This is a genomic window from Mesorhizobium sp. NZP2234 (assembly GCF_013170765.1).
Taxonomy (GTDB): Bacteria; Pseudomonadota; Alphaproteobacteria; order Rhizobiales; family Rhizobiaceae; genus Mesorhizobium; species Mesorhizobium loti_D.
Window position 1 is genome coordinate 6,409,747 of record NZ_CP033364.1, and the last position, 25,264, is coordinate 6,435,010.

The 25,264-nt window shown below is 57.9% G+C and carries 16 protein-coding genes and 4 pseudogenes; 7 read left to right on the forward strand and 13 right to left on the reverse strand.

The genetic code is table 11. The annotated features are described in order from the left end of the window. Window positions 1-41: 41 nt before the first annotated feature. The 4 genes and pseudogenes from EB230_RS30955 to EB230_RS30970 all read right to left on the reverse strand — a co-directional run bounded on the left by EB230_RS30955 (window position 42) and on the right by EB230_RS30970 (window position 4,532). The gene (locus EB230_RS30955; RefSeq protein WP_172374635.1) at window positions 42-968 is read right to left on the reverse strand and encodes a LysR family transcriptional regulator; all 927 of its coding nucleotides are present in this window, start codon (window positions 966-968) and stop codon (window positions 42-44) included. Between the two features lie 124 nt (window positions 969-1,092). Further along, window positions 1,093-2,007, reverse strand: a complete 915-nt coding sequence (locus EB230_RS30960; protein ID WP_172374637.1) for a CoA ester lyase — start codon at window positions 2,005-2,007, stop codon at window positions 1,093-1,095. Window positions 2,008-2,117: 110 nt separating this feature from the next. Further along, window positions 2,118-3,265: pseudogene (locus tag EB230_RS30965) on the reverse strand (CaiB/BaiF CoA-transferase family protein). After that, a complete protein-coding gene (locus EB230_RS30970; protein WP_172374639.1) occupies window positions 3,249-4,532 on the reverse strand; it encodes a methylaspartate ammonia-lyase in 1,284 nt (427 codons plus the stop codon). Before EB230_RS30970 ends, EB230_RS30965 begins: the two are co-directional and overlap by 17 nt. 1,060 nt (window positions 4,533-5,592) lie before the next feature. Between EB230_RS30970 and EB230_RS30975 the strand changes: the two genes are divergently transcribed. The 7 genes and pseudogenes from EB230_RS30975 (at window position 5,593) to EB230_RS31005 (ending at window position 11,520) form a co-directional block, all read left to right on the forward strand. Then, a complete protein-coding gene (locus EB230_RS30975) occupies window positions 5,593-6,393 on the forward strand; it encodes a formyltransferase family protein (protein ID WP_172374641.1) in 801 nt (266 codons plus the stop codon). Window positions 6,394-7,321: 928 nt separating this feature from the next. After that, window positions 7,322-8,548: an acetyl-CoA carboxylase biotin carboxylase subunit family protein gene (locus EB230_RS30980; RefSeq protein WP_172375218.1), complete on the forward strand. Its 1,227-nt coding sequence runs from the start codon at window positions 7,322-7,324 to the stop codon at window positions 8,546-8,548. Between the two features lie 556 nt (window positions 8,549-9,104). Further along, a pseudogene (locus tag EB230_RS30990) lies at window positions 9,105-9,266 on the forward strand (transposase); the annotation flags it as partial. 308 nt (window positions 9,267-9,574) lie between these two features. Beyond that, on the forward strand, window positions 9,575-9,760 hold the full coding sequence (locus tag EB230_RS30995; protein ID WP_172370970.1) for a hypothetical protein: 186 nt from the start codon (window positions 9,575-9,577) through the stop codon (window positions 9,758-9,760). A 1-nt stretch (window position 9,761) separates the two neighbouring features. After that, window positions 9,762-9,935 (forward strand): annotated as a pseudogene (locus tag EB230_RS32845) (resolvase); the annotation flags it as partial. Window positions 9,936-9,991: 56 nt separating this feature from the next. Then, window positions 9,992-10,156 (forward strand): hypothetical protein, encoded by a 165-nt coding sequence (locus tag EB230_RS31000; protein ID WP_246738882.1) that lies wholly within the window; start codon window positions 9,992-9,994, stop codon window positions 10,154-10,156. Between the two features lie 529 nt (window positions 10,157-10,685). After that, window positions 10,686-11,520, forward strand: a pseudogene (locus tag EB230_RS31005) (IS481 family transposase). Window positions 11,521-11,621: 101 nt separating this feature from the next. On the opposite strand, the gene EB230_RS31010 reads toward EB230_RS31005, so the two are convergent. From EB230_RS31010 to EB230_RS31050, 9 genes are all read right to left on the reverse strand, one after another. Continuing rightward, the gene (locus tag EB230_RS31010) at window positions 11,622-13,832 is read right to left on the reverse strand and encodes a N,N-dimethylformamidase beta subunit family domain-containing protein (RefSeq protein ID WP_172374643.1); all 2,211 of its coding nucleotides are present in this window, start codon (window positions 13,830-13,832) and stop codon (window positions 11,622-11,624) included. A gap of 72 nt (window positions 13,833-13,904) precedes the next feature. After that, window positions 13,905-15,269, reverse strand: coding sequence for a CapA family protein (locus EB230_RS31015; RefSeq protein ID WP_172374645.1), 1,365 nt, complete (start codon window positions 15,267-15,269; stop codon window positions 13,905-13,907). Window positions 15,270-15,369: 100 nt separating this feature from the next. Then, window positions 15,370-16,398 carry a dipeptide ABC transporter ATP-binding protein gene (locus tag EB230_RS31020; protein WP_172374647.1) on the reverse strand — a complete coding sequence of 343 codons (1,029 nt, stop codon included), beginning with the start codon at window positions 16,396-16,398 and terminating at the stop codon, window positions 15,370-15,372. Beyond that, the gene (locus EB230_RS31025) at window positions 16,395-17,402 is read right to left on the reverse strand and encodes an ABC transporter ATP-binding protein (protein ID WP_172374649.1); all 1,008 of its coding nucleotides are present in this window, start codon (window positions 17,400-17,402) and stop codon (window positions 16,395-16,397) included. Before EB230_RS31025 ends, EB230_RS31020 begins: the two co-directional genes overlap by 4 nt. A 1-nt stretch (window position 17,403) precedes the next feature. After that, window positions 17,404-18,285, reverse strand: a complete 882-nt coding sequence (locus EB230_RS31030; RefSeq protein ID WP_172374651.1) for an ABC transporter permease — start codon at window positions 18,283-18,285, stop codon at window positions 17,404-17,406. A gap of 1 nt (window position 18,286) precedes the next feature. Then, entirely contained in the window at window positions 18,287-19,228 is a 942-nt protein-coding gene (locus tag EB230_RS31035; protein WP_172374653.1) for an ABC transporter permease, read from the reverse strand. Next, window positions 19,228-20,808 (reverse strand): ABC transporter substrate-binding protein, encoded by a 1,581-nt coding sequence (locus tag EB230_RS31040; RefSeq protein ID WP_172374655.1) that lies wholly within the window; start codon window positions 20,806-20,808, stop codon window positions 19,228-19,230. Before EB230_RS31040 ends, EB230_RS31035 begins: the two co-directional genes overlap by 1 nt. 797 nt (window positions 20,809-21,605) lie before the next feature. Further along, window positions 21,606-23,054 (reverse strand): amidase, encoded by a 1,449-nt coding sequence (locus EB230_RS31045; RefSeq protein WP_172374657.1) that lies wholly within the window; start codon window positions 23,052-23,054, stop codon window positions 21,606-21,608. 405 nt (window positions 23,055-23,459) lie between these two features. Then, a complete protein-coding gene (locus tag EB230_RS31050) occupies window positions 23,460-25,199 on the reverse strand; it encodes a CocE/NonD family hydrolase (RefSeq protein ID WP_172374659.1) in 1,740 nt (579 codons plus the stop codon). Between the last annotated feature and the right edge of the window lie 65 nt (window positions 25,200-25,264).

Here is a 25,264-nt window from a genome sequence, read left to right on the forward strand (position 1 = left end):
GCAGCAAGCGGTCACGCCCCAGCTTTTCGGTTGAATAGTCGTCAGGTCGCCTCAGGCGCCACCGCTACCCAGCCCCGGATTTCAATCAATTCTCTGGCGACCTTCGGAATGAGCTTGCGGACCGCAGAAACGGCCGCAGAACGCTCGTCTTTGGGATTTATGGCAAGCACCACGGAGCGGGTAATCACCGGATCCACGATCTTGACAGTCCGGACCAGCCCTTGAGAGGCTTCTTTCTGAACGGCAGAGGGGGCGAGGATAGAATACGCTTTTCCCTCCATGACCATGTTGATGATCGTTGAGAGCGAGTCCACTTCAAACTTGACGTCCAGCGCGCAACCGTGTTGTGCGACGACGTCAGCCACCGAACGCCTCACATTGTTATTGCGCATGGGAACCGCCAGGGGGAATGCATGCAGGTCGGCCAGAGATATCGCATCTTCAAACGGTGGCTCGCCGGACGGCACCACAAGAGATAGGTCTTCGCGCGCTAGCACCGTCATTCGCCCCACACTGTCGGCGGTGCGGTAGAGAACCGCCAAATTGAAGCGTCCAGCCGCCATCCACTCCTCAAGCGGTCCGGTCATACCCTCGACCATCTTGAGGGACACCTTGGGCAGTTCGTTTCTCACCGCCTCAAGGAGCGGACCGCTCAGGACGCGAGCAGCTCCAGACGGAATGCCAATAGTCACCTCCCCAGCAGGGGAAGCAGCTGTGTTGGTCAACTCCACCTCGGTAAGTCGAATTTCTTTGAGAATTGACCGCGCCCGCTCGAGCAGTTTGGCTCCTGACGCCGTCACGCTCACGCCGGTCCTGTCGCGTATCAGCAGTTGAGTGCCGAAGCCTTCCTCCAGTTGACGGACATGCAGGCTCAGCGCACTCTGGGCAACATTAAGGAAACCAGCGGCCTTCGTGAAACTGCCTGCTTCGACCACGCCGACGAAGTATCTTAACTGCCTGATTTCCACGGGTGCTCATCCGAGGGCGGACTGCAATTGATGTAATCTATCTCGAAATGTGATGGCGCGATAGCAATAATTGTGCCGAGTTGCATGACGCCCTATTGTCGTGTAGTTCCAGTCTGGTGACCCCTCAAACGGCTAACTCGGCGCCCGGATCCGCGGCGATGATTTCTCGGGCCCTTCGGAGAACCGGTGGGTCGACCATCTTTCCGTCCATAGCGAACGCGCCTCTGCCCTGCGCCGTCGCATCTTTTTCCGCCGCGAGGACACGACGGGCCCACTCGAGTTCCTGTGGGCTTGGTGAGAAAGCCTCATTGAATATGGCCACCTGGGCTGGATGGATCGCCAAAGCTCCGGCAAAGCCAAGTCGCCGCGCATGCGCCGCGGATTCACGAAGTTTATGGGTGTCTGAGAACTCGGCAATGCTTCCAATAAAGCCCAAAGGGAGCAATCCGGCCGTGCGTGCAGCGAACAGCACGGCAAGGTTCGGGGCCAGGAGCAGATCAAATTCCGGTGAGCCGCCTACAGCTGCACTGAAGTCTTCAGGACCGAGCGCCAATGCGGCCATCCTGGGATGCGCCGACGCAATGGTCGCGAGCCTTGGCAAGGCGCCAGGTGTCTCGATCTGGGCGAGGAACCGTATGCGTCCGACCGGAAGATTTCTTTCCCGTTCAAGTTCCGACACCGCACTCGCGATCTCTGCTACCCACTCTGCCGATTCCGTCTTTGGAAGAACAAGTGCATCAACACCCACCATCACGGCTGCATTGAGGTCGGCCGCCAAGGCACGCAAACCGCGATTCACGCGAACTAAAACGAATGCGCCCGTGCGCGTCACCTTTGCCACGGATTGAGGAAGCTGTCGCCGGGCCCCGTCCTTTTCATCCTGAGGAACGGAATCTTCGAGATCTAGAATGAGGCCATCCGCACCCCTCTGACGGGCCGTCTCCACAAAACGCGGAACGTGAGCTGGAACGAAGAGTAGTGACCTCCAGCGCTGTACAGGAAGCGCGCTTACGGCGGCTGGAAAGGTGTCCTTGATCATAAAACGCCTCGGTCGATATCAGCGACGGCGGCCGCAGTGAGGTTGCCGGGCGGCTGCTGATGCTCTGGGAGGGCGGAGCAAGCATGCGTCCCTTCCGACAAGCAGCGCACTCATGCTGACGCAGCTCTTTCGTGCAAACGCGCCGAAACTTCCTGGCGGACACTTTCCGTGTGGGCGCCAAGAGCCGGAACTGGACGCAGCGAGGGGTGCTCCGAGTTGAAGATCGCCGCCGGAGCTATCGTCTCTACAGTTCCTTTAGGTGTGCCAACCCCAACCCTGCGAACATGGGGATGCTTTGAAATATCGGCGACTTCATTCAGTCGCCCATATGCCAACCCGGCCGCTTCAAGCTCCTGCATTGCTTCCTGGCAGGACAATTCGAAAAAACGCCGTTCAATGATCTCGTCAAGTTGGGCGCGGTGACCGAGACGCTCCATGTTGTCTGCGAAACCAGGTGCGCGTGTAAGCCTCGGCTGCTTCAGGAATTTCTCGCAGAAATTCACCCATTCACGGTCATTTTGAACCGAAAAGATGACTTCCTTGCCATCGGCACACCTATAGGCGCCATAAGGAGCCAGCGACGGGTGCTTTACGCCGGCGCGTACCGTGTGATAGCCGCTGTAGTCGTGTTGCAAAACCGGCACGTTCATCCAGTCGGCGACGGCATCGAACAGTGACACTTGGATGCTTGCCCCTTCGCCGGTAACCTCGCGGTGGTAGAGCGCCTGAAGAATGGCGCTATGCGCGGCCATGCCCGCCGAGATGTCGCAAACCGAGACTCCTACACGCGCTGGCCCCTGTTGGTTGCCGGTGATTGCGCATAAACCCGTTTCGGCCTGGACAATGAGATCGTAAGCCTTCAAGTGGGAATAAGGCCGCCCCCCCCAGACGAAATTTCGCAGGTGATCAGCCGCGGAAATCGGCGACGCAGATCAGCACTCCCGAAACCCAGTTTTTCGATGCTGCCCGGCTTCAAATTCTGGATAAAAATGTCAGCAGCGGCAATGAGCGTGTCGAGGATCTCGCGGTCTGCCTTCAATCTGAGGTCCAGACATACCGATTCCTTACCACGGTTGAGCCAGACGAAGTAAGCGCTCTGCCCCCGGACCAGTTTGTCGTAGTTTCGGGCAAAATCGCCTTCAGGCCTCTCGATCTTGATCACCCGTGCGCCGGCGTCTGCAAGGCGCGACGATGCGTAGGGCGCAGCCACGGCTTGTTCGACGGCTACGACGGTGATCCCCTCAAGAGCGTTCTGCATGCCACACCGCTTTTTCATCCAATTTTTCGTTTTGAAACCGACGATGGTTCAGCATCGCCAGCACCCGGTTTTGTTCGTTCCCAACGATTGAGAATGCCTCGTCGACACCCATTCCGGGCTTCGCAAGCATCATGTCGGCCTGGGTTGCCACCGAGACGTGGACAGAAGCCTGGGCCGAGAGATCTGTCTCGGTACAGCTGCCTCCGACATAAGCCCCTACCTTGTTTTCTTTGCAGATGAGAACTGCGCGCGCCGTGTCGGCAAGCGAGCCGACATCGGGCGTCTTGATTTGTACGAGATGCGCGGCCTTCGCTTCGGCAAAAAGCCTAATATCCTCAAGCGTATTGCATCTCTCATCCACGACAATGCGGGCGCTGGAACCCCGGTTATCCAAAATCGATACGATCTTGGCATAGTTCTCAATTTGAGCTTCTGTGGAACCAAAGTCAGCAGGGCATTCGACGTTGAGCGTGAAACCCGGAACCCTGTCGGCAACCCTGCAGATGAAGTCGGCAATCCTTTGCGATTCCAAGCCAATTTCCTGGCCGATCCAGCCGTACACATCGAAATGCAGCACTGGATTGTAGCCGGGGCGGCCGATTTCACGTGTCCGCGTGGCAACCCACTTTACGAACTCCATGAAAGTCTGGCCATCGACGCCGAATTTCTGCCGTGAGTTGATCAGGCCGTGGGGAAGCACATCCACGGCCTTTAGAATCATCTTGTCAACGTTGATTTCGCGAGTATCGCCGCTCTGGCAGTAGATCGGAACCTTGTTCGTCGGCAGCGGTAGGTTAAATTCGGAGCATATGACCTCTGCCATGGTGGAGCGCTGCTGGTGGGCCGCAACTCGAAGCAGTGCCTGGCTGACCCCGTACTCAAGCGCGAGCGGTAGCCGTTCGTGTTCGAAGGGCTCGAAAACCTTCGAGCACGCGCTAAGGTATCGAGACGTATCGACATCAAGAAGCCGAGGTTCCACGACACGCGACGTCAAATCCCAGATCTGGGTGGCGTCGAACAAAGGATCGCGTCCGCCAGCACCAGAATACTGAACGCTCATCATGTCGCCCCAAACGACGGTGCCGTCGGTAAGGACAAGCCCGACGCTCAACGAAGATGCCGGGACGCGAATGGATTCGAAATTGGGCGTCACGGGTTCGCCCACATAGACAAAGCCGTCCTGCGAGACGCCGGCTCTTATGGCAGCTTGATCGTCGTAGAAAAATGCGCCATTTCCCGGCGCGAGGAGCACGTCTTTGATTTGCACTTCAGTTCGCTCGATTTTCGGACGGTGTTGACGGGATTCAGTTCAACACAGTTTCCCGCCAAGTATGTGCCATTTGGCGGTTGGGTTCGCCAATATAATGTCCCGGACCATGCCATCGCGTTTTGAGATGGCCGCTACCCTGCCTAAAGAAACTGCCTTGCCGTCACCTTTATGCGGAGACTGGTCTGAACTGAGATGGGTTCTACCCGAAACGAAGCGTCCGTCTCGGGAACGAACACGTTGAGCCCCCTGTGGGGAGCTTCGGCGACAGGTTCGCACGCTCGAGGCCTAGGCGAAAACCATCATAGCAAATCACACCGATCGGACGCGATCGCGTTTGGTTTGGCTTGGTTTGGTTTGGTTTGGTTTGGAGAAAGCAAGAGGCAGCGGCTTCTAGGAAAGCCAACTCTTTCTACCGGCTTTCGCTCCAAACAGCTCGCGCCTTAACCTTACAGTCTCCTCGGCGAGACACAAATGCAAATGCGAGTGGACGTGGGACGAACCCAAGCTCGCACATGCTCGGCAAGCGGCGGCTGAGTATCTTCAATTCACTATTTCTCCCGCTGAGCATGCGTGGCCATGCCAGTGACGCCTATGAGCACGATGGCGAAATTCACGCGCGAGCAATCATGCGACGCCCACTAGGTCTGGACATAGCCACCGGAATCGATGCCTCGGCGCGGGGAGCGTTCTACGAGCAGCACTTCCTCACCTTGGCTGCCTTCAGGCGCTCGGCGTGGGTTCGAGTGCCCGGGGGCACGATTCGCACTCGCCTCATGGTCCACAGAACCGCGATGACTCCCATAAGCCCCTTTCTCTTCATCAGTCCGTCCGTCGATCAAGGCCCGGACTGCAACCCTCCTAGAACTGATAGTTTACGACACTGCCGAATGCTCTCAATTTAGGCTCTGTCCAGAGCTTCTTGGACAGCTGGCTTTTTCGTTATCCGACGCGAACGAAGCATCACGCATCTGGCACCCGAACTCGGCGAGCTCACCGCCCTATTCGGTGAGCATCTCAACAAGAGTGCCTGATGCGTGAGAATGTGCGAGGCTGAGAAATGTCGAATTTCACTGACGGACTCGTTTTTGCTGGCACTCGGGGACTCGCAACTCGTTGCATCCTGTTTATCATCGAGAGTTGCGGCAAAGGGTTAGTCTCGGCCATCCTTGGGGCGCGCCGGCACGAGAAAACGTGGTGGAGCGGCGAAACCACTGAAGAGCTTTGGGAAATCGCAGATCGATACGGAATACCGTATTGCGAGACAATGGAAGAAATTTCCCAATACGGAGGCTTTCTCGTAAGCGTGATTTGGCCCAATATTTTTCCCGCTCATATTCTTGCTCAGTTCAATCGAGGAGGAATCAATCTGCATCCGGCCCCCCTGCCCCAATATCGTGGCAGTAGCGCGAGGACGCACGCCATACTTAACGGTGATAAGACCTTCGGAGTGACCGTCCACCACCTTTCGGAGCAGCTGGATGGCGGAGATATTATCGGTGAGTTGCGGTTTCCTATCCTGGCTTCGGAAACAGCTTTCTCCCTAGACACCAGAGCACAGCTTTATGGATACGCGCTCTTCTGCGAGGTTTGGCTCCGTCTTTTGGACGGATCCGCCACCCCGCTATCTCAGGCTGCGCTCATAGCTGAGGGTAAGCGCGAAGCTCGCCTCTATACCACAAGGATGATAACCGAACTCTTGGGATCGGCGGACGTTCCGCGCAGCGCGGAGCAACTCGAGCGGCTTTATTGCGCTTTATACCGTCCGCCGCTCTACACCCCTCCGAAATGGCTCGTTAAGAGGGTTCCACATCACGAACGACTCGTGAGTGTCGGCGATCTTATCGGCTTGACGAGCTGAATGTCCGTACGCATCCGGACTGCGGATCTAGTGGCGATGAGGACCTGAGCACCGCGGTGCTTGGGTCAAGCTTTCGACGGGAGAAGCGATGATATACTTCGACGACGAGTTTGACCATCGGCGAAGGCCAAGTCATCTTTTGGCCCATACACCCAGATGACGCCGTCCTCGGCTCGAGACCGAGGGCAGTTCCTGGATGGAGCGATTCGCTGACGCCGAGGTCTCTGGCGACACGTTCGAAGGAAAGGACGTCCCATCAAAATCTGGAATGAACATCTAGTCCGGCCGCATCAACGTGACTGTGGCGACGGCCCGCCGCGAGACGTGCGTCACACCGAAAAAGCGTGAGACGCTTCTCATGGGTACCGAGCAAGAGGGAACGCGCTTCCTGGCGATTGACACCACGCTTGATAATCAACAGGCTCAACAATTTAACACGTCGTCCGGGATGGCGCGACCCGTCCTGCGAGCCTGCGGCGGCAGGAGCACCGGTGGTCGCAGGCAATCTAGTCTAATATCGCACGCATTGGCCCGAGGCGAGGGTCATAACTGCGGAGCGCAGTTAATGGCGTGGCGGGAGGACAACGACAGCGACTACATCTCCGGTCTTTACGTCGCCAGTCGTCCGACCGTTCGTCTACGAGATCGCCGACGACATCTGCGCGGCGCGCCGTGTGCGGCGCATGCTCGGCTACACATCACTCGTCAGCCTCGCCGCCCGACCAGCAGCTAACCAATCCTTCTGCGTCTTGGATCAGCCATGCAACAAAACCTCCAACCAAATTTGCACATCTTCGCAACCACAATCCCTGAAATTGGGTAAGGTGAAATGACAGTTCAGTCCAAGTCTGAGGTCAGGCACGGTCGAAAACTGGTGTCGATTGCGCTCGGACTGCCGCAGAGCATGCAAGATCGGAGTAAACAATCAATGGCGATACGAGTACTTATCCTAATTGAAGGCCACAATAGCAATGGCCCACCATACGTCCAGGCAGCCCAGCGCCTTGGTCTTCATCCAATTACCATTTCGGCTGACCCAACCCAATACGAATATATTTCCGCTGGAAGAATTGAGTCGCTCCGTGTCGATACTGATGATTTGAATGCACTGATTCGCGAATGCTCCCGGCTTTGTACGACTTACGACGTTGTTGGTATTACGTGCCCCACAGAGACGTTCTGTGTGACAGTTGGCAAGCTCTGCCGGTATTTCGATCTACCGGGACCGATTCCCGAATACATTGAACGATGCTGCGACAAATTTGCTCAACGTCAGCTCCTCGCCGCGGCCGGCGTTCCAATACCTGCCTATCGGTTGGTAGCGAGTGGGACGGACGTACAAAGCTCTGCCGCGGAGATCGGATTGCCGGTGATTGTGAAGCCAGCCGTAGGGAGGGGCAGCAGGGGTGTCCGATTGTGCCGCACCGTTGACGAAGTGGCCGAACATACGACATATCTGCTGGGCGGGAAGCACATATGGCCGTCCTCGCCGAGGATACTGGTGGAAGAATTTGCACGAGGTCCGCTTTATAGCGCTCACATATTGGGAAGTGAGGTCATTGGAATTTGTGCCGCTGACTTCGGGCCGCTACCGCATTTTGTCTACCGTCAGTTCACCTTTCCGGCTGTGCTTAGTGATGACGAGCATGAGCGTATCGCCGATGTTTCGCTGAAGTCTTTAAGGGCTCTCGGCCTAAGCTGGGGCCCAACAAACATTGAACTTCGGTGGACGAAGCTTGGCCCAGTGGTCATTGAAGTCAATCCGCGCCTTGCGGGTGCGCTTGATTCTAACCTGGTTCAATTGGCTTACGGAGTCGATCTCGCCGCGGAGCATGTCAAGCTTGTCATCGGCGAGGAATCAGATCTACGCAGAAGCCATTCGCTCAGTGCGGCCACGCGGATATTGATTGCTGATCGCGACGGCACCGTCGATTCGATTGACGGCGAGAGTCGTGCGGCTGCTGTACCAGGTGTCGTCGATGTCAAATTTGAGATTGAACCCAAGACCTCGATAGTCATGAAAGGCGATCACCGAGATTGTATCGGATATGTCATGGCCGTTTCTCCTAGTCATGCTGAGACCGAAGTCGCACTTCAGCGTGCCGTCGACTTGATGAGTTGGTCGATCACACCATTCCCAAAACTGGGCGGTTAAAAATCCGCACACCCACGGAGGTTGAGGAGCTGATCGTCACCTAACATGGTGCAATTGCCATCACGCTCCGAATACTAGCTGACAATTAGTTTCGATATGACCGCGATTGATCGATTTGAGCGTCATCAGGATGTGCAGAAGGATTGGCTTACCGGAACTCGACGGGTCGACAAGCGCCTGTCTCTCTCGCCCGGCTTACTCTGGAGCGGCCGGTCGAGGCTCCAGTTCTGGTGGGTATCTATCCCCATGGTGCCGGCCGCCTTGCTGAGGTAGGCTGAAGGCTGAAAGCCTAGTGGTAGCCCTAGGAACAGCCCTATGACGAAGCAGCTTCTGGAGGTGATCACGTCCGTCGAGCGCCGCCGACGGTGGTCTCGTGAAGAGAAGGAACGGCTGGTTGCAGCGTGTCTGGAGTCGAACGTCAGCGTATCGGAGATCGCCCGCTCGGCGGGCATCCATGCCGGTCAGTTGTTCCGTTTGCGCAAAGAGCTGTGCCAGATCTCCGCGCCATCGGTGCCGCAGTTCATGCCGGTGAAGGTTGTACACCGAACTTGGGGCCTGGCTGCGAACCGAGCCGGCCAGACTGTCACGCAGTTCTCCGGTTGCCGAGCCTATCGACTACATGCTGAAGCGCTGGGGACGGCTTCACGTCCTTCCTCAGCGACGGCCGGGTCTGCCTCACCAACAACCCGCCGAACGTGCTCTGCGTGGTTTTGCAATCTCGGGGTCATTCTGCCCATGTTGGACAGGAGGTCGAAGTCCATTATAGCTGGCATCTGTATTTCGGACGCCGGCTTCGCTGCGACAACAGCGAAGAACGCGTCAACGGTCGGATCATTCATTTCGTCATCGTGCCGGGGCATGTCATTGCCGCTCCGGCCTGGATGATAGACCCCGTGGCGTGCGCAGCAATGGATCTGGGCTCCCCGCGCGCATCGCTTACTGCACTGCTTGAACTGAACAAGCTCTTGATCCAGCGCCGTTTCCGGCGAGGCTCTCCGGATGGTTTCATCATCGGGGAGACGCAAAATGAGGACCTTGCCGCCACCGACACGATCTCTTATGATCATTCGCCAGCTCAGCACGCAGTTCGACTCGCACAAGCTGGTCGGGCTGAGCGCAGCGCAACGAACGATCGTGATCACCCGGCTCGCCAATGTGCTGATGGCCGCTGCCGGCATCGTGACGGAGGAGAGCCGCTACGACGAACAGTAATCTGATTCCGGCTACCATCCTCAGGCGCAAGGCCGTCGTCTATGTACCTCAGTCCACGCAGGCGCAAGTGCAGCTCAATCTCGAGAGCCAGCGTCGGCAATGTGAGCTGGTCGACGTCGCGCGGCGCTGGGGATTCCGCAAGATTGAGGTGATCGACGAGGACTTGGGACGCACCGTGTGTTTGGCGTGGAACCTTTTGCGCGCCGATCCAGGGTCCCAATTCCGAGCCGATTGACAACGCTCGCCGCTTACCTGCTGAAAATCGCCATGCTTGGCGGCTATCTCGCCCGCAACCATGATCCGCCTCCCGGCAACATGGTCGCCGGGCGCGGCATGACCCGCTTGCACGACATCGCCTTCGGCATCTCCATTAGATCAAGCCGACGATGTGGGTAATCGGAAGCCAGACCGGAGGGATACAGTAGTTCTGGCGCTGCGCCTCGACCTCCTCACGCTGATGCGTGTCCACCAAGCAGAAGCGGAGGCATTGTGGGCTATGCTCACCCGTGCCGCGACCTATCGCCACCCTGCCAGCGCGGCAGTGGCATAACCGAGTTGGGCGCCGTCGGACGGCGCTAGCTTGCGAGGGTAAACAAATGTGATGGCGAACCGGTCGGACCGGGTTCGGTAAAGGTCTCTTGAACGATGCGAGCGAACGGAGCTCGTCCATTTGTCACATCTCCAGGCCGGATACACGTGCCGGAGAGCACAGTGACCAATGCCGCCAGCTCCACCACGCGGCGACGGCCATAGAAACCGGCCCTTCTCGATCCGTTTTCCTGGCGTGGCAAATGGGTTGATCGGGGCGCGAAAATCCCGCCGAACCCGCACGACGGTGATCGCTGCGTGTGGGCCGCACGTTCTCTAGATGTTTGATCCCATGCTTTGATGGTGCATCCTTATCGTCCGAATCAAGGGATGCACTATGGGCCAGGTTCTTCATGGGAGCGCCACGACGACAGAGACTGTCCGTCGAGCGATACAGCATAGTGCCGACCGGTCCGAGAGAGCCGAGATCGACGGTTCTGTCTGTCGAGGAAGAGGCCGTCATCGTCGCCTTCCGCCGGTACACGCTGCTGCCGCTGGACGATACCTCTATGCCTTGCAGCCGACGATCCGAACCTGACGCGTTCATCATTGCATCGTTGCCTGCAACGCCATGGCATCGGCCGGCTGCCGGATGTCGAGGGCGACAAACCGACGAAGAGGAAATTTAAGAGCTACCCGATCGGCTAATTTCACATCGAAGCGGAGGTCAGGACCGAGCAGGGCAAGCTGCACATGTTCGTCGCCATCGACCGCACCTCGAAGTTCGCCTTCGTCGAGTTGCACGAGAAGGCCCCCACCGCCGTATCGAGAGACTTTCTACTGCGGCTGATCGCGGCCGTCCCCTACAAGATCCACACCGTGCTTACCGACAACGGCATCCAGTTCCCCCCGGCGCCGGCGGTTCGGCCGTGCCGCTGATCAAGGAGGCCATCACAAAGGGCTAACTCTTCCGCGCCCACGCCTTCGAATACGCCTGCGCCAGGAACGACATCGAACACCGGACGACCAAGGCAAGGCACCCGTGGGGACCAACGGCCAGGTCGAGAGAATGAACCGGACCATCAAGGATGCCACCGTCAAGCGCTTCTAACTATGGGACCCACGACCAGTTCCGCCAGCACCTTGCCGACTTCGTCTCGGCCTACAATTTCGGCCGCAGGCTCAAAACCCTCAAAGGCCTCACGCCCTGCGAGTTCATTTGTAAGGCGTAGGTGTCACACACGGAACGCTTCAAACTCAATCCGCTCCAGCAAATGCCGGGACCAAACATCTATCAGGGCAGATCCGATTCCTGTTTCCTCTTGAGAGCCCCTCATGCGTCAGCCGGAGCGCTGAACCTGCTCACGACATTTTCGAGGATGCGCGAAACCGGTCCGTCGAAGCCGTTCTGCCACAGACTGCCGCAGAAAGTGATTGATCCGACCGAAAAAACTGCGCCGCCCTCGGGCCTATCGAAATAGACTATCTCAGCTGCAATCTGCGGCTCCTGCGGCTGAACCCTCTGAGGGGGATCGCCATCAAGTGTGCAGCGACGCACAATTAGTTCTTCGGGTACCAATTCGACGGAAGCCGGCTCGTCTTCCGATCGAGCGAGAATCACGGCATTCTGCGGTGTCCCGAGCGCCGGATCTGAGCGGTCGAACTCGTAGCCCGCAGCGCCACCGCCTGAGAGCCCGTAATCGCCGAAAACGTCTTCCTCCACCCCTTCGAAGATCCAGGCATGTGCCGGATCGCGCGATGTCGGCAGGCGGCGAAAATGAGTGCCCTCAAATTCACCTTGCCCGACGAAACCGACACCGACGAGCATCTGCGGCGGGCGCCGGTTGCGCCTCCATAGCCCGCCTAACTGACCGTCGAGCGCGTGAAAATATTCGCCCGGCTCCGCAGCCCACAAGCGAATGCCGCCCTCGGCGCGCCTGAGCTCGAGGAGATGCGGTATGTTTTTGTCGCGCGCAAGGCGCCAATAGAAGCCGTTGCCGCCGAGATAAGCCAGCCTCCCGCCGTTCTCCGTGTACGCTTGCAAAGCATCGAGCGTCCCGAGTGTGTGATATTCGGGATGCGAGCCCGTCAGCACAGCGCGATAAGGTGTGAGAAGAGCGGTCCCCTCGTCGTCGAGATCCTCATCCGTTACAACATCAAAAGGAAAGCCTTTAGCCTCGAGCCAAGCGAGGATGTGTGTATCGGCCGGATAATGCCGTAGACCCGAGCCACGCTTATCGTTGATGGAGAGGAAGCCCGGCCGCATGGTTAGGATAGGACGACGGCGCGAAGTGAAGGCGATGCCACTCCCGTCCCGATGTAAGTTGTAGGTCGAGCCGCCATACTCCCAATGCTGATCAGGATTGTGCGGATAGGCGCCCCAATCGCGAACCCGCTGGTGGTAAGCGGCGTCAGCCCCGCTCCGCCGGTCGTTGGCATAGGCCTGATAAGTGAACGTCGGAGCAAGAAACGCGATTGGCGCGAAAGGTCCCTCTCGCTTTGGGAGGATGTAAAATGGTAACCAATCCTCACCGGCACGGCACGTAAGCTGGAAGGCATACGCGCCGCTGGGCATGTCCTCCGGAACGGTCCAGGTGAAACTAGGCTGCCATTGGCTGTCTTCGAGATCGTCGTCGTGGAAATGGATGGCGGCGTAATCGCGGGGTGCGTGACGCCAGCACACCTCTCGCCCACTCCATTTCGCGCCGACGACCGCGCGCATCGGTTGATTGACTAGCAACCCATGATGTTTCCCCGGTCCCACATCAACGACTCTTGAACTGTCGATACCTTGCGAGAAGTCCCATGCGGCTAGCAATTCGCTACCCAGCTGGTCCACATCCGCCAGGGGATTGGAAAAGGCTTCTACGCAGCCGCGCAAAATCGCAGGATCCTCGAGCTTGCCCGTGAAGTGGCGTTGCGGCGCGATCGCGCGCTCGGCCGCGAAAAGTACTGTGCCCGAAGAAGGTAGGCTCACACCTGCGGCATGCCCATCGACTGCAACAGGCTCGCCGTTGTCCAGCGGCTGCTGCCCGAGCATCACGCGTCCGGAGGTTGGGTCAATGGTGAGCCAGAGGCGATACCAAGCTTTCGGTTTGAGTGGCATCTTCGTTACAAGCTTAAGCGACCCGTCCGGCCACGCGATTGAGGCCTCAGCGCCAGATTGGCCTATGGAAAGAATAATGGCGTGGTCACCTGCCTCCTCGGCCAATACGGCAGCCGAGGGATCGAGCACCCCCGGCTGGACCAGCAGCGTCCAAGTGTAGGCCACTCTCGGCTCCCTTGCGGGCCCGGTCTCGATGATGCCATAAGAGCCGAGCCTGACTTCTTGCCGGCGCCCCTCATGGCTCTGGTCGAAAAGATGCGACAAGTCCTGGAAGCGCATTCCTGGGCCCCGAGGATTCGGATCAGCGCTGATAACGCGCATGAGACGGGTGCGATACGAACCGGGCTCCCGCGCGCTCACGTGCGCGACGAACGTTTCCCCCGGGCGATGCGAGAATCGATCGAGATAGCCGGTGATGGGGATTTCGGTTGCGCGCATGTTATCCTGCCTGCTGCTATGTAGGGCAGCCTGTGGTTCGGGCATCTTCAACAGTTCAACGAGTCATTGCGATCATCGGAGCGAGCTAGATCGCAGTCTTATCACGCCGATATCTTTCTCAATGGCGATCTCGGTTCCAAATGGTTTCGAGAGTGTCTGTAGCCGTTCAAGAATTGCTTTTGCTTGCCGCGTGGGTGCGAGACTTGGAACGCCGCGGTTTGCAAACCTCTTCGAGTGACCGAGTTCGATCGGATATAGCCGCAGTTCGGCAAGCTGGTTTAGCTGGAATCGGCTAACGGTGACAATGCTCTCATAGAAGAGTGGGTGCGTGAATGTTTGCGCCATTTCGGCGACCTTCACCTCGGCATCCGTGTCGACCCGTGGATCCTTAGCATATTCGTCAAACATATCGGCGCCCGACGGAGTCCCGAGGTCGTCCTCGAAGAAGTTACCAAGGCCATAGAAGATCGGACGGCCCCTGTAGATCTCTATGCCCCGTAACTGATGCGATCCATGCCCAATATATGCATCGGCCCCGGCATCGATCATGCGATGTGCAAAGGACGGTTCGTAATCAGGAATTACCTGGCGGCAATTATCAGGCTCGTGCCCGTGGTTGGTGACGATGCAGAAGTCGGAGAACTGCTTGCCTCGACGAACATTTCGAAGAATATCGGCAATATCGCGCGGATTGGGTTCGTAGCTGACTCGGGCCGTGTCGCCGGCTATGTATGTCGTTCCCTCCATCACGACCACGCTGGGATCTTCACCCCCAGGCCAGTGGCAGGGCAACACAGCACGTATCTGCCTTAAACTCTCGAGCATCTCGGGAGGAACCACGATGCTTTTCGTCAAACGAAGGGCATTTAGTCCTGGTCTGCCTGGCGCTTCCCCAGCGGGATCGCCGGCACGAGCCATGGGCATGAAGGTTGTAGCACATGAAACCATCGCCACGCGGCCGCGTGCGGTCTCTAAGAACCGAGCGGCGCCGGCTTGTGCACGATTTTCGCCCACGCCGGCATGGATGATCCCACTCTGATCGAGCACGCGGCTCGTTTCGCGCATGCCTTCCACGCCCCAATCAAGCGAATGGTTGTTGGCGCGACCTACCATGTTGAACCCCATCGCCTTCAAATCAGGACCAACCTCCGGCAGGCTGAGGTGATACGCACCGCCGTATTCAGCCTGCGGGTATCCATTGAACGAACGGATATCGGCGATGTTGACTTCCAGGTTGCCAAACGTGACATCAGCATCACCAAGAATTTGCGCGACGGCACCGAACCCAGGCTCTTGCGATTTGGTCACCGCTCGAGACACGATGAGGTCACCAACTGCTACCATCTTGAAGCCATCGGCCACGTTCGTTGCTATCGAACCGACCACATCAAAGCCAGAACCCCAGTCGGCCTGCTGACCATCGTTCCCGTTTTCCATAGACTTTCCTTGATTTCTTCTTTTGCGGTACCGGCATCGTTGCTCAGTGTTCGTCAGCACCGCCCCGGCGATCTTCGATGTGAGGTGAAAGGCTCCGCTGCTAAGTCCCAACGAAAGAAGCATTGGCCGCCGCAGGCAGCTGGGCCGGCATCTCCGTGACGGGAGCGCGCACATGGCATGCCACGACCCGGCCATCTGCCATTGGCACTAGAGACGGTACGTCGATCCTGCAACGCTCGATGGCGAGCGGGCAGCGCGGGTGGAATGCGCACCCGCTGGGCGGGTTGATGGGGCTCGGCACCTCGCCCTCGACGGGCGCCTCAATCCGAACGCGGATTGGGTCCGGCACAGGTGCAGCCGCGATCAGCGCCTCTGTGTAGGGGTGGACTGGTTTCGCGAAGAGCGCCTCGCAAGGCGCAAGCTCCACGATTCGGCCCAGATACATGACGGCAACGCGATGGGCGATATGTTCGACCACACCGAGGTCATGCGAGATGAAAACGAAGGCGATGCCCATCTCTTGCTGAAGGTCCAGAAGCAGATTCAAGATCTGTGCCTGCACGGATACGTCGAGGGCAGACACTGCTTCGTCCGCGATGATTAGCGAGGGGTTAAGGGACAGGGCGCGCGCAATGCCGAGCCGCTGGCGCTGGCCGCCCGACAATTCGGACGGGAGCCTATGCATCATGTCCGGCGACATTCCGACCTTTCGGAGAAGGTCCGTTGCAAGCGCCTGGCGCTGCCTTCGGCCGAGACGCTCAAAATTCTCGACGGGTTCGGTGATAATCTGTCCGGCGGTAAGGCGTGGGTTGAGCGACGAGTAAGGATCCTGAAAGACCATCTGCATCCGACGGCGCCAGGCGCGAAGCGCGTCCTTCCTGAGGCCCGCAATATCGGTCCCGTCGATCAGCACGCGCCCGCCCGTCGGCTCTACGAGCCGCATCAGGAGCCGCGCCACGGTGGACTTGCCACAACCGGATTCACCGACGATGCAAAGCGTCTCGCCCGCCTCGACGCAAAAGGATACATCCTCCACCGCCCGGATCACCGGAATGGTTTTCTTGAAGAGGCCCGAGCCAAGCCGATAATGCTTGGTCAGATTCTCGACTTTAAGCAAGGGACCGTTCATGCGCCCATCACCTCTTCGGCGCGCCAGCAAGCTGCGGCGTGGCTCGGCCCGACATCACGCAGGATGGGTGTCTTTTCCCGGCAAATATCGATCGCGAACGGGCAGCGTGGTGCAAAGCTGCAACCGACAACGGGCTCGCGCAGGTTTGGGACTATCCCAGCAATTTCCGGAAGACGGCGCTGGCGGCCGCGTCGCCGATCAGGCACCGATCGCATGAGGCCCTGGGTGTAGGGGTGCGCGGGACACGCAAACAGATCTATCACGCTCGCTTGTTCTACGATTCGGCCGGCATACATCACGATCACTCGCTGGCAGGTCTCGGCTACAACGCCCAGATCATGCGTGATGAACATGACAGCCGTTCCCGTGCGCTCTTTCAGATCGACGATCAGCCGCAGAATCTGCGCCTGGATGGTGACGTCGAGCGCCGTAGTCGGCTCATCGGCGATCAACAGCTCCGGTGAGCAGGCAAGGGCCATGGCGATCATGGCGCGCTGACGCATGCCGCCCGACATTTCGTGGGGATAATTGTTGACGCGACGCTCCGGATCCGCGATGCGGACGAGCCGGAGCATCTCTTCGGCCTTTGCCATGGCCACCGAGTGGGACGCATTTGTGTGGATCTGCACCGCCTCGGCGATCTGATGGCCGACTGTATAAACGGGGTTCAGGCTCGTCATCGGCTCCTGGAAGATCATGGCGATCTGGTCGCCGCGGACCTTTCGCATCTCCCGATCGGACAGCTCAAGCAGGTCGCGTCCGTGAAAGCGCACCTCGCCACCGACGGTCTTGGCGGTCAGCTTCGGCAGCAGGCGAAGAATGGAGAGGGCGGTGACGCTCTTTCCGCATCCCGATTCGCCGACGACGCCGAGCGTCTCGCCTTTCATCACCTGAAAGCTGACGCCGCCAAGGGCACGGGTGACGCTTTCCTCGCCGTAAAAGTGCGTCTCAAGGTCTCGGACATCAAGCAGGACGTCATCGCCTGCCGATTCTCGCATCAGCATGTCAGCGTCTCCGCTTTGAGCGGGGATCGAACATGTCGCGCAGGCCATCGCCAAGCAGGTTGACGGCAAGAACTGTGACGGCAAGGCAGATACCGGGGGCGAAGATCGTCAATGGGGCGATGGCGAGATACAGCCGCGAACTGGCAATCATGTTGCCCCAGCTCGGAATCTCGGGCGGTACGCCTACGCCGAGGAAACTCAGGCCGGCCTCCGTCAGGATCGCACTGGCGCAGACAGTAGCGCCCTGGACCATCAGCGCAGGAATGGTGCTCGGCAGGATATGCCGCCACAGCACCTTGGGCAGGCGCGCACCGCCGCAGAGCGCGGCCTCCACGTAGGGACGCTCTCGAACACCCAGAACCACCGAACGAACCAGCCGCGCCACGGCTGGCGTCTCGGGGATCGCGATGGCGACGATGAGAATGCCGATGCCGGGGCCGGTCAGAGAAATGAGCGCAATCGCCAGCAGAATCGTCGGGATCGACATCAGGCCGTCCATGACCCGCATGATCACGTTGTCAAAGCTGCGGCTGTAGCCGGCGATGACACCGATCAGAAGCCCCGTAAGAGCCGCGCACGCCGCCGACAGCAACCCGACCATGAGGGAGATTCGGGCGCCGAAGATCGTTCGCGCAAACACGTTCCGGCCCAGATTGTCGCTCCCGAACCACATCACGGCGGACGGCGGCTGGAGGCGCTTGAATGGATCCATGTTCACCGGATCGCCGGCATAAAGCGGGGCAGCGAGCGCCAGAAAGATCAACAGCGCCAACAAACCGCCGCCTAACAGGACCAGCGGGTGTCGCCTTGCCAGACGGGGAAGGCCGGATAGTCGATGCCGCCCCGTCGGCACGGCTTCAACTGGTGCGAAGAGGAGGGTCATATCAGTACCGGATACGGGGATCGATCAGCGTGTAAGCCAAATCGACAATGAGGTTGATGAGAACGTACAGACCCGAAGTCAGGATGAGCACGCCTTGAATGATGGGGTAATCGCGGTTGTTGACCGCATCGACGACCAGACGACCGATACCGGGTATGTTGAACACCGTTTCCGTGAGGACGACGCCAGAGATTAGATAGGCGAAGCTTATGCCGATCACGGTCAGGATCGGGACCCCGGCATTCTTCAAGGCATGGTGAAAAAGCATGGCATAGGACGAAGCGCCCTTGGCGGCCGCCGTTCGCATATAGTCTTCCGACAAGACCTCGAGCATGCTCGCACGGGTAACCCGGGCGATGAATGCAATGTAGGCAAGACTTAAAGCCAACGTGGGCAGGACCAGGTGCACGAACCATGGCCTCGGGCTTTCCTCGATCGGCACGTATCCTTGGACCGGTAGCCAATGTGGTCTGATCGCGAAGAAATAGATGAGAAAATAGCCGATGACGAAGACCGGAACGGAAAAGCCGAGCGCGGAGAAAGCGGTGAGGATGCGGTCGACGAGGCCGCCCGCGCGCGATGCCGCAAGGATGCCGAAGGAGACCCCGACCGTGACCGAAAGGATCATCGTCAGGATGGAAAGGGAAATGGTCGGTTCAAGCCGTTGCAAGATGAGATTGAGAACCGGTCGTCCTGCAAAAATTGACGTGCCGAAATCGCCGCCAAGCATATCCCGCACCCAATGGACGAACTGAACCGGCAGAGAAGCGTTTAGTCCCAGCTTTTCGCGGATGCCGGCGATCATCTCTGCGGAGGCTGACTCGCCGGCCATCATGGCCGCCGGATCACCCGGAGCCAGCCTTAGCAGCAGAAAGACGAAGACCCCGACCATCGCCATGACGGCAATGGTCGAAATCAATCTGCGAACAATAAATACTGCCATCAGGATGCCTTCTCAAGGTTCCACAATGGGACTAGCGTCGGCGTGGCAATAAGACCGGTGAGCGTCTTTCGGCGTGCGACCGGCAAAACAGTATGACCCAACAAAACATGAGGAACATAGTCCCACCAGACTTTTTGCAACTTGCGGGCTAGCATCTTGCGTCCCTCAAGGGTTTCGATATTCGCCCACTTGGCCCGAAGAGCCTCATACTCGTCGCTCTTCGGCCAGCCGGTCCAACCTTTCTCGCCGGGCATGGTTAGGTAAGGTGCGCTGAGCGGATCACTAAATTCAAAATCCGTAGCGCTTGTGATGAAGATGCTCCAACCGCCTTCCTCAACCGAGCCCTTGTTCTCGCGCCGGGCGCGCACAGCCCCTCCGTCGCCCGGGACAAGCTCCGCATTAACGCCAATTTTTCGTAGCGTGGTCGCCAACAACTGCGCCATATTGCCGGGCCCAGCTTCGTCCGTGCGCTGCAGGATGACGACTTTCTCGCTCGCATAACCCGCCTCGTTGAAGAGTTGCTTTGCTTTTTCGGGATCGCCACCTTTCTTGAACCATGTCGTGTTTTCGTCGTTCGAATAGGGCATTCCAAACGCGGATGTGACGGTGGAAATGTATTCTGGAGGGAAGGATGTGCGCATGAATGCTTCCTGATCAATCAGGTGAAGCATAGCTTGACGCGCTTTGGCGTTGTCGAACGGCGGCTGGAGGCAATTCATCCGCATGAAATATGTCTCACCCGCTGTATTCAGTACTTGCAGTGCAAGGTCAGGATCGCTTTCGATGGAAGAATAAAGATCCGCGGATGGCAGATTTAGGAAATCGACCTCGCCCGACTGCAGGGCGGCGAAAGCAGTCTGCTCGTCGGCAATGATCTCCCAGATGACGCGCTCGACTTTGACAACCTTTCCGCCGGCGTAAGCATCGGGCACCTCCTTGCGCGGCATATATTTTTCGTTTTTATCGTAAGTGAAGCTCGCGCCAGGTTTGGCAAGCGCGTGATTGAACTTGAATGGACCTGATCCAATGTTCGCAGTCACCTGCTCGGTTGCGGGACGATCCGCATCCTGCTCGCGCATCATAGGAAAGCCATCGGAGTTCCCGAGCAGATCGAGCAGGATCCCCAAGGGCTCTTTGAGAGCGATGGTGAAGGTCTTGTCGTCCTTCTTTGAGATATCCTTGGCATGCGCCATGATTAGCTGCCCGCCGGGGCTCACTTGCCCCCACCGACGAATAGATGCCACACAGTCCGCTGCTGTGACCGCGCTGCCGTCGTGCCAGCCCAGCCCATCGCGGAGCTCAAACGTGTAGGTCATCTTATCATCGGAAATGCCCCATTTTTCGACCATCTGCGGCTGAGATACAAACTTGGAGTCGTATGCAAAAAGCGAGTCGTAGATCGCAAGGGCATGGGTGAAGGTAGGGGTCATCGTCGTCACGATCGGGTCGAACACAGCGAGGTCACCCATCACCATCCGCGCCACGCCTGGCGAGGCCTGCGCCCGCAGGACCGAAGGAATCGAGATAGCCGTTCCGGCGGCCAAACCTACTTTAAACAAGTCGCGTCGAGAGATCGTCATGCCTTGGTTCCCCTTTGCCAATCGAAGCGTTAATCCGAGTTTATTTTGGATTGAACAGCATCGTGTCCATGCAATCTATGTTCCGTGGCTCCGCGACCTACGTCAAATTCAGTTTGTGTATCGTCGCCATCTCATTTAGAGATAGATTCAGAGTGGTCTAAGACCGTGATATCCTTGGGCCTCGCGTCGATCATCAGTTGCCGATTGACGACCTTCGCGCGAGCGCGGCGTCTGCCCGTGGTCACATTGTCGCTCACCATCTTGCGGATCGCCTGCCGAGAGCTTTGATGCCCTCCCAGCCAAGGGACGTTTACCACGGAAACTCCACTTTCGAACGAGCCAGTTTTCAGAGATCAGAACTCTTGAGCGGGAGGCCACTATGCGCCGCCGAAGCGTTTCGAAGCCCGCGCCAGAGCTGCAAGGCTCCGCCACGATGCGCAGATCGAGAATGCCGACATCGCGCCGCACGCGGCCTCGACCGCAACCTGTTCATCGAACTCGCAGGCTAGGACGGGGATCCGGAACCACCATAGCTTGCTTATCACGGAACCTGCGGACGGTCGGAAAAGGTTGGATTGCCGATGCCCTTGGCCACAAGGCTGCCGGGAAGATTTCTCTGTCACCTGTTACCGCATGCCACAACAGTTTGCGACGCTCGCACTTGCAAGGAGTGAGGGAAGATAGGTCCGGCTGCACAAGCAACTTGCCAAAACCGACCTCGTCATTCCTCTCCCCTTTGGTGCCTTTCGCGTGCAGAGTCCGGAAGCTCGGGTACGCCTCGGACTCGGCTGACGTTCCTAGGTCGCCGTCAGGTGTTTTCCGGCCAAAATACCTGGACGGCGGGCGCCCCACGGTCTGGCTTCCTCTAGATCTCGAGCAACACGGAGTAGTGTGGACTCGTTGCCAAAGCGGCCAACGATCTGAAGTCCGATAGGCAGCCCGCTGGCACTTTGCGCCAAAGGCAACGACATGGACGGTTGTCCAGTGACATTGAATACCGCCAACTGACTACCTTCCCGATAGTCCGCTTCCATGAATTCTTCCACGGAAGTTGCCGCGTTGGTCAGAGTGTAGACGCCGCCATGCCGTCGAGCCGCAGTTGCCATACTCGCAGTCAAAATAATGTCAAAGGCATCGACTGCCTCGCCCACATCGTGTCGCATGCGCCGGATAGCCTCATGTGTTTCTGCGTAAACCGATAGAGGTCGATTCCGCCCTCGTTCATAAAGCTTCAGATTGATCGGCTCCAAAGTATCCGCGCAGATGGTGCGCCCGATCGCGCGCGCTGCGGAGTCTAATGAACACGCCCCGAGATCTGACAGCCCAAGCATTATGTTCGTTAACTCGTCGAAGTTAAAGGGCGGTTCAATGTCCGTAACAGAATGTCCCATTTCCTCTAGAAGTGAGGCGGTCGACTCTATCGCTTGCAGGACTTCCGGATCAAGATTGACGGGGCCCCACTTCGTCCTCGCAACCCCGACCCGGAGATGACCAGTGGATTGCGAAAGCTCATCCAAATAAGGGCGATACGGCTGGACGATGATGAATGGGTCGCCAGGGTGGGGGCCGGAAAAGACATCCAACGCGGCGGCCATATCGCGCACAGTCCGGCAAACAACAAACTCTCGGGAGAGGCCAAACGATGAGTCCTGTTGGTGCGGACCACCAGAAATGCGTCCTCGGGAGGGGTTCAGCCCTACAACGCCGCACCAGGCTGCCGGTTGCCGTATAGAGCCGCCACCGTCGCTGCCATGTGCGATTGGAGTGATGCCAGCAGCGACCGCCGCCGCCGCTCCGCCCGAAGAACCCCCTGTGGAGCGGTTCAAGTCCCATGGATTACAGGTGATGCCATTCAGAATCGTTTCGGTCACACCGGACATTGCAAACTCCGGTGTTGCGGTCCTTCCGACAGTTCGGAGCCCGGCCTGCCGCGCCCGGCGGAAAAAATAGCTTTCGATACTGGGACGATAGCCTTTGAATAGCCGGCTTCCCTGTTCCTGGAGACGACCGGCTTCCGTAGCCCCGATGTCCTTCCGAAGAAATGGAACGCCAGCAAACAGACCGTCGTCCGCTCCGCCAACGGTTTCAGCATCTTCGTAAAATTCAATAACAGCATTGATGCGCGGATTGACTTGGTCATGCCCTTCTCGTGCTAGACATGCTAGTTCAGCGGGTGTCATGTCGCCCGCTCTCACAAGAGAGGCCAGACCCGTTGCGTCGAATTCTACATACTCACTGATCTTCATCGCATTTCTCCTCAATCTAGACAACATGGGCAAGCTTTGGATGCTGTAGCATCCTCATCAAGGGATTCACCGGCTCCATCGTGATCGCGTCATCGCTTGGAAAAGGTACCGGTCACGCACACGGGTGAGATAGGGGACGGTGCGCCCGACCGGTGCAACAAAACTCCAGCGCGCGGTCTGAGTGTTTCCGAACCAGTTGGGTTCACCAACGGGACGCGCTTGCTACGCATCAACCCCGAGTCGGCAGTCGTTTCGGGGACTGATCTCCGTATTGTTCTGCACAGCGCCCAACCTCTCGCGAACGATTGATAGAGCGGCGGTTGAAAGCGGAGGTTTTGGGCGAAACGAGAATGACGGCATCGGAAACCAGTTTAATCCCGGGAAATTAACCCTATCTCCATGAGCTTACGGAATCGCCAGTAGTCCTCCCGGCACGAAACTCGTTTCCTTGCGACAAGGCTGGCCTCGTAACGTGCCGCATTCCGGTGCTGGCGCTTTGGCAACAGCACCGGGAAGAACGGGGAGCAGAATCTTCGATGGGTACTTCGCTGAGTGGTAGACTCTATTAATAGAAATTGCGCCAGCCGGAAGGCCGATCTCAGCGCTCGGAGCGCCGATGGTCAGCTCGAGACTGTGTCCTATCCTCACCACATGCGCGATCGGTCCGTGCAAGGACATCCGTATTTCATAGATCTTCTCCGGTTCGAGTTTCTCGCTCTTACGGAAAGTAGGCACCACCTCGTCAACGCGAGATTGCACTTCATCAATCTCGCGAAATGAGGCGCGTCGAAGGCCCGACTGCAGAAAGAGCACATTTCCGTCGGGATCAATGTCTTTCAGGGTTAAAGCCAGGTCAGCGTCATCTCCCCTATCGATACTTAGATATAGCGTGATTTCGGGGGCTCCAAGCAATGTCATATCCGACGCCGCAGGTGCCGTTCTATAATTCAGAACACCCTCGGAACGCGGTTCGACCGCGAATTGCCGATTATCAAAGATCTGCTCTACACCGGCCGGATACAGATAGAGACGCGCACCGTCGTCTGGACCAGGGGGCGGATGGTGGGGGGACATCTTAGCATCGGCCGTCAGATACAAGAGACGACGCTCGACAACGGGATCCGGCCAAGTTAAATGGTGAGTTACCCACCCAGCGACTGACTTCTTAGCATCTCCCTCGGGCACCTGAACTTCAAAATACACAGTCACCGGCGGCTCGTTTTCTGGTCCATTCTTCGCGCTCTTCACCCAACGGTTCAGGAATCTCATCCGCTCTTCATCTACAATGCTATAGCCGCATGGTCCAAGTCTGGCGCTTCCATGATCACCGTTTATCATGACGAGTTTCTTATTCTCCACCTTGGCCATTTGCTGTGTGAATATTTTTATGCTTTCGGTTGTCGCGCCGGGATCTTGAAACATGGCAACAATCAAGGTCGGGACATTAATCCTACCTGCGACGTCAGGGCGGACCGGAGATACCAGATCCCACCATTCGTCCTTGACTGGATGCTTTCGAAGCTCGTCAAAAAATGGCTGCTTGATTATCTGTCTTCCGCTCCCATGAATTTGAGCGCAGTGAGCATCACCCTCCTTGATGCGCCACTCCATCCCGGACAACGGAGTCTTGAACTGCGTCGTAAAGGCCCATCGCACATACCCGACTTGCAGCATCCCACCTAAATAGAACGCATGTATGTAATCATCCATGATGCCGGTCGGCACGATAGCCCTCAAATGGGGAGGGCGTTCTGCTGCGACCCAGAGCTGACTCGACCCCGCCGACGAGTTGCCAACCATCCCCACGTTGCCGTCGCTCCAGGATTGCTTAGCGATCCACTCGACTACTTCGGCACCATGCACTCCTTCCTTTCGCGTGAACCAATGGTCGAGGATACCATCTGAGCAGCCTGTCGCGGTCATGCTGGCGCCCACAAAAGCATAGCCAGCGTCGAGAAAATCTTTCGCCAGCGCGAAGGGTGCGGCACTCGCATTATATGGGTCATAGAGGAAGATTGTCGGATGGCGGCCGGACTTCGGACGGTATGAAATATAGGCGATGCGCGCACCATCTTGCGTGGATACATAGCCGATGTCGCGAACTACGTCAGCTTCTGTAACGTCCGCAGCCTGATCACTTTTCATAATAGATTGACCTTTCGATATTTACTATGCGTATATAAAAATATATATGCCTATTTTTTAACTAC

Coding starts and splice junctions, on each gene's coding strand:
- EB230_RS31015 (WP_172374645.1), bottom strand. CDS start 15,269: ATGGAAAACGGGAACGATGGTCAGCAGGCCGACTGGGGTTCTGGCTTT.
- EB230_RS31050 (WP_172374659.1), bottom strand. CDS start 25,199: ATGAAAAGTGATCAGGCTGCGGACGTTACAGAAGCTGACGTAGTTCGC.
- EB230_RS31045 (WP_172374657.1), bottom strand. CDS start 23,054: ATGAAGATCAGTGAGTATGTAGAATTCGACGCAACGGGTCTGGCCTCT.
- EB230_RS31040 (WP_172374655.1), bottom strand. CDS start 20,808: ATGACGATCTCTCGACGCGACTTGTTTAAAGTAGGTTTGGCCGCCGGA.
- EB230_RS30975 (WP_172374641.1), top strand. CDS start 5,593: ATGTCGAATTTCACTGACGGACTCGTTTTTGCTGGCACTCGGGGACTC.
- EB230_RS31035 (WP_172374653.1), bottom strand. CDS start 19,228: ATGGCAGTATTTATTGTTCGCAGATTGATTTCGACCATTGCCGTCATG.
- EB230_RS31020 (WP_172374647.1), bottom strand. CDS start 16,398: ATGAACGGTCCCTTGCTTAAAGTCGAGAATCTGACCAAGCATTATCGG.
- EB230_RS31010 (WP_172374643.1), bottom strand. CDS start 13,832: ATGCGCGCAACCGAAATCCCCATCACCGGCTATCTCGATCGATTCTCG.
- EB230_RS30980 (WP_172375218.1), top strand. CDS start 7,322: ATGGCGATACGAGTACTTATCCTAATTGAAGGCCACAATAGCAATGGC.
- EB230_RS30995 (WP_172370970.1), top strand. CDS start 9,575: ATGAGGACCTTGCCGCCACCGACACGATCTCTTATGATCATTCGCCAG.
- EB230_RS31025 (WP_172374649.1), bottom strand. CDS start 17,402: ATGCTGATGCGAGAATCGGCAGGCGATGACGTCCTGCTTGATGTCCGA.
- EB230_RS30960 (WP_172374637.1), bottom strand. CDS start 2,007: ATGATCAAGGACACCTTTCCAGCCGCCGTAAGCGCGCTTCCTGTACAG.
- EB230_RS31030 (WP_172374651.1), bottom strand. CDS start 18,285: ATGACCCTCCTCTTCGCACCAGTTGAAGCCGTGCCGACGGGGCGGCAT.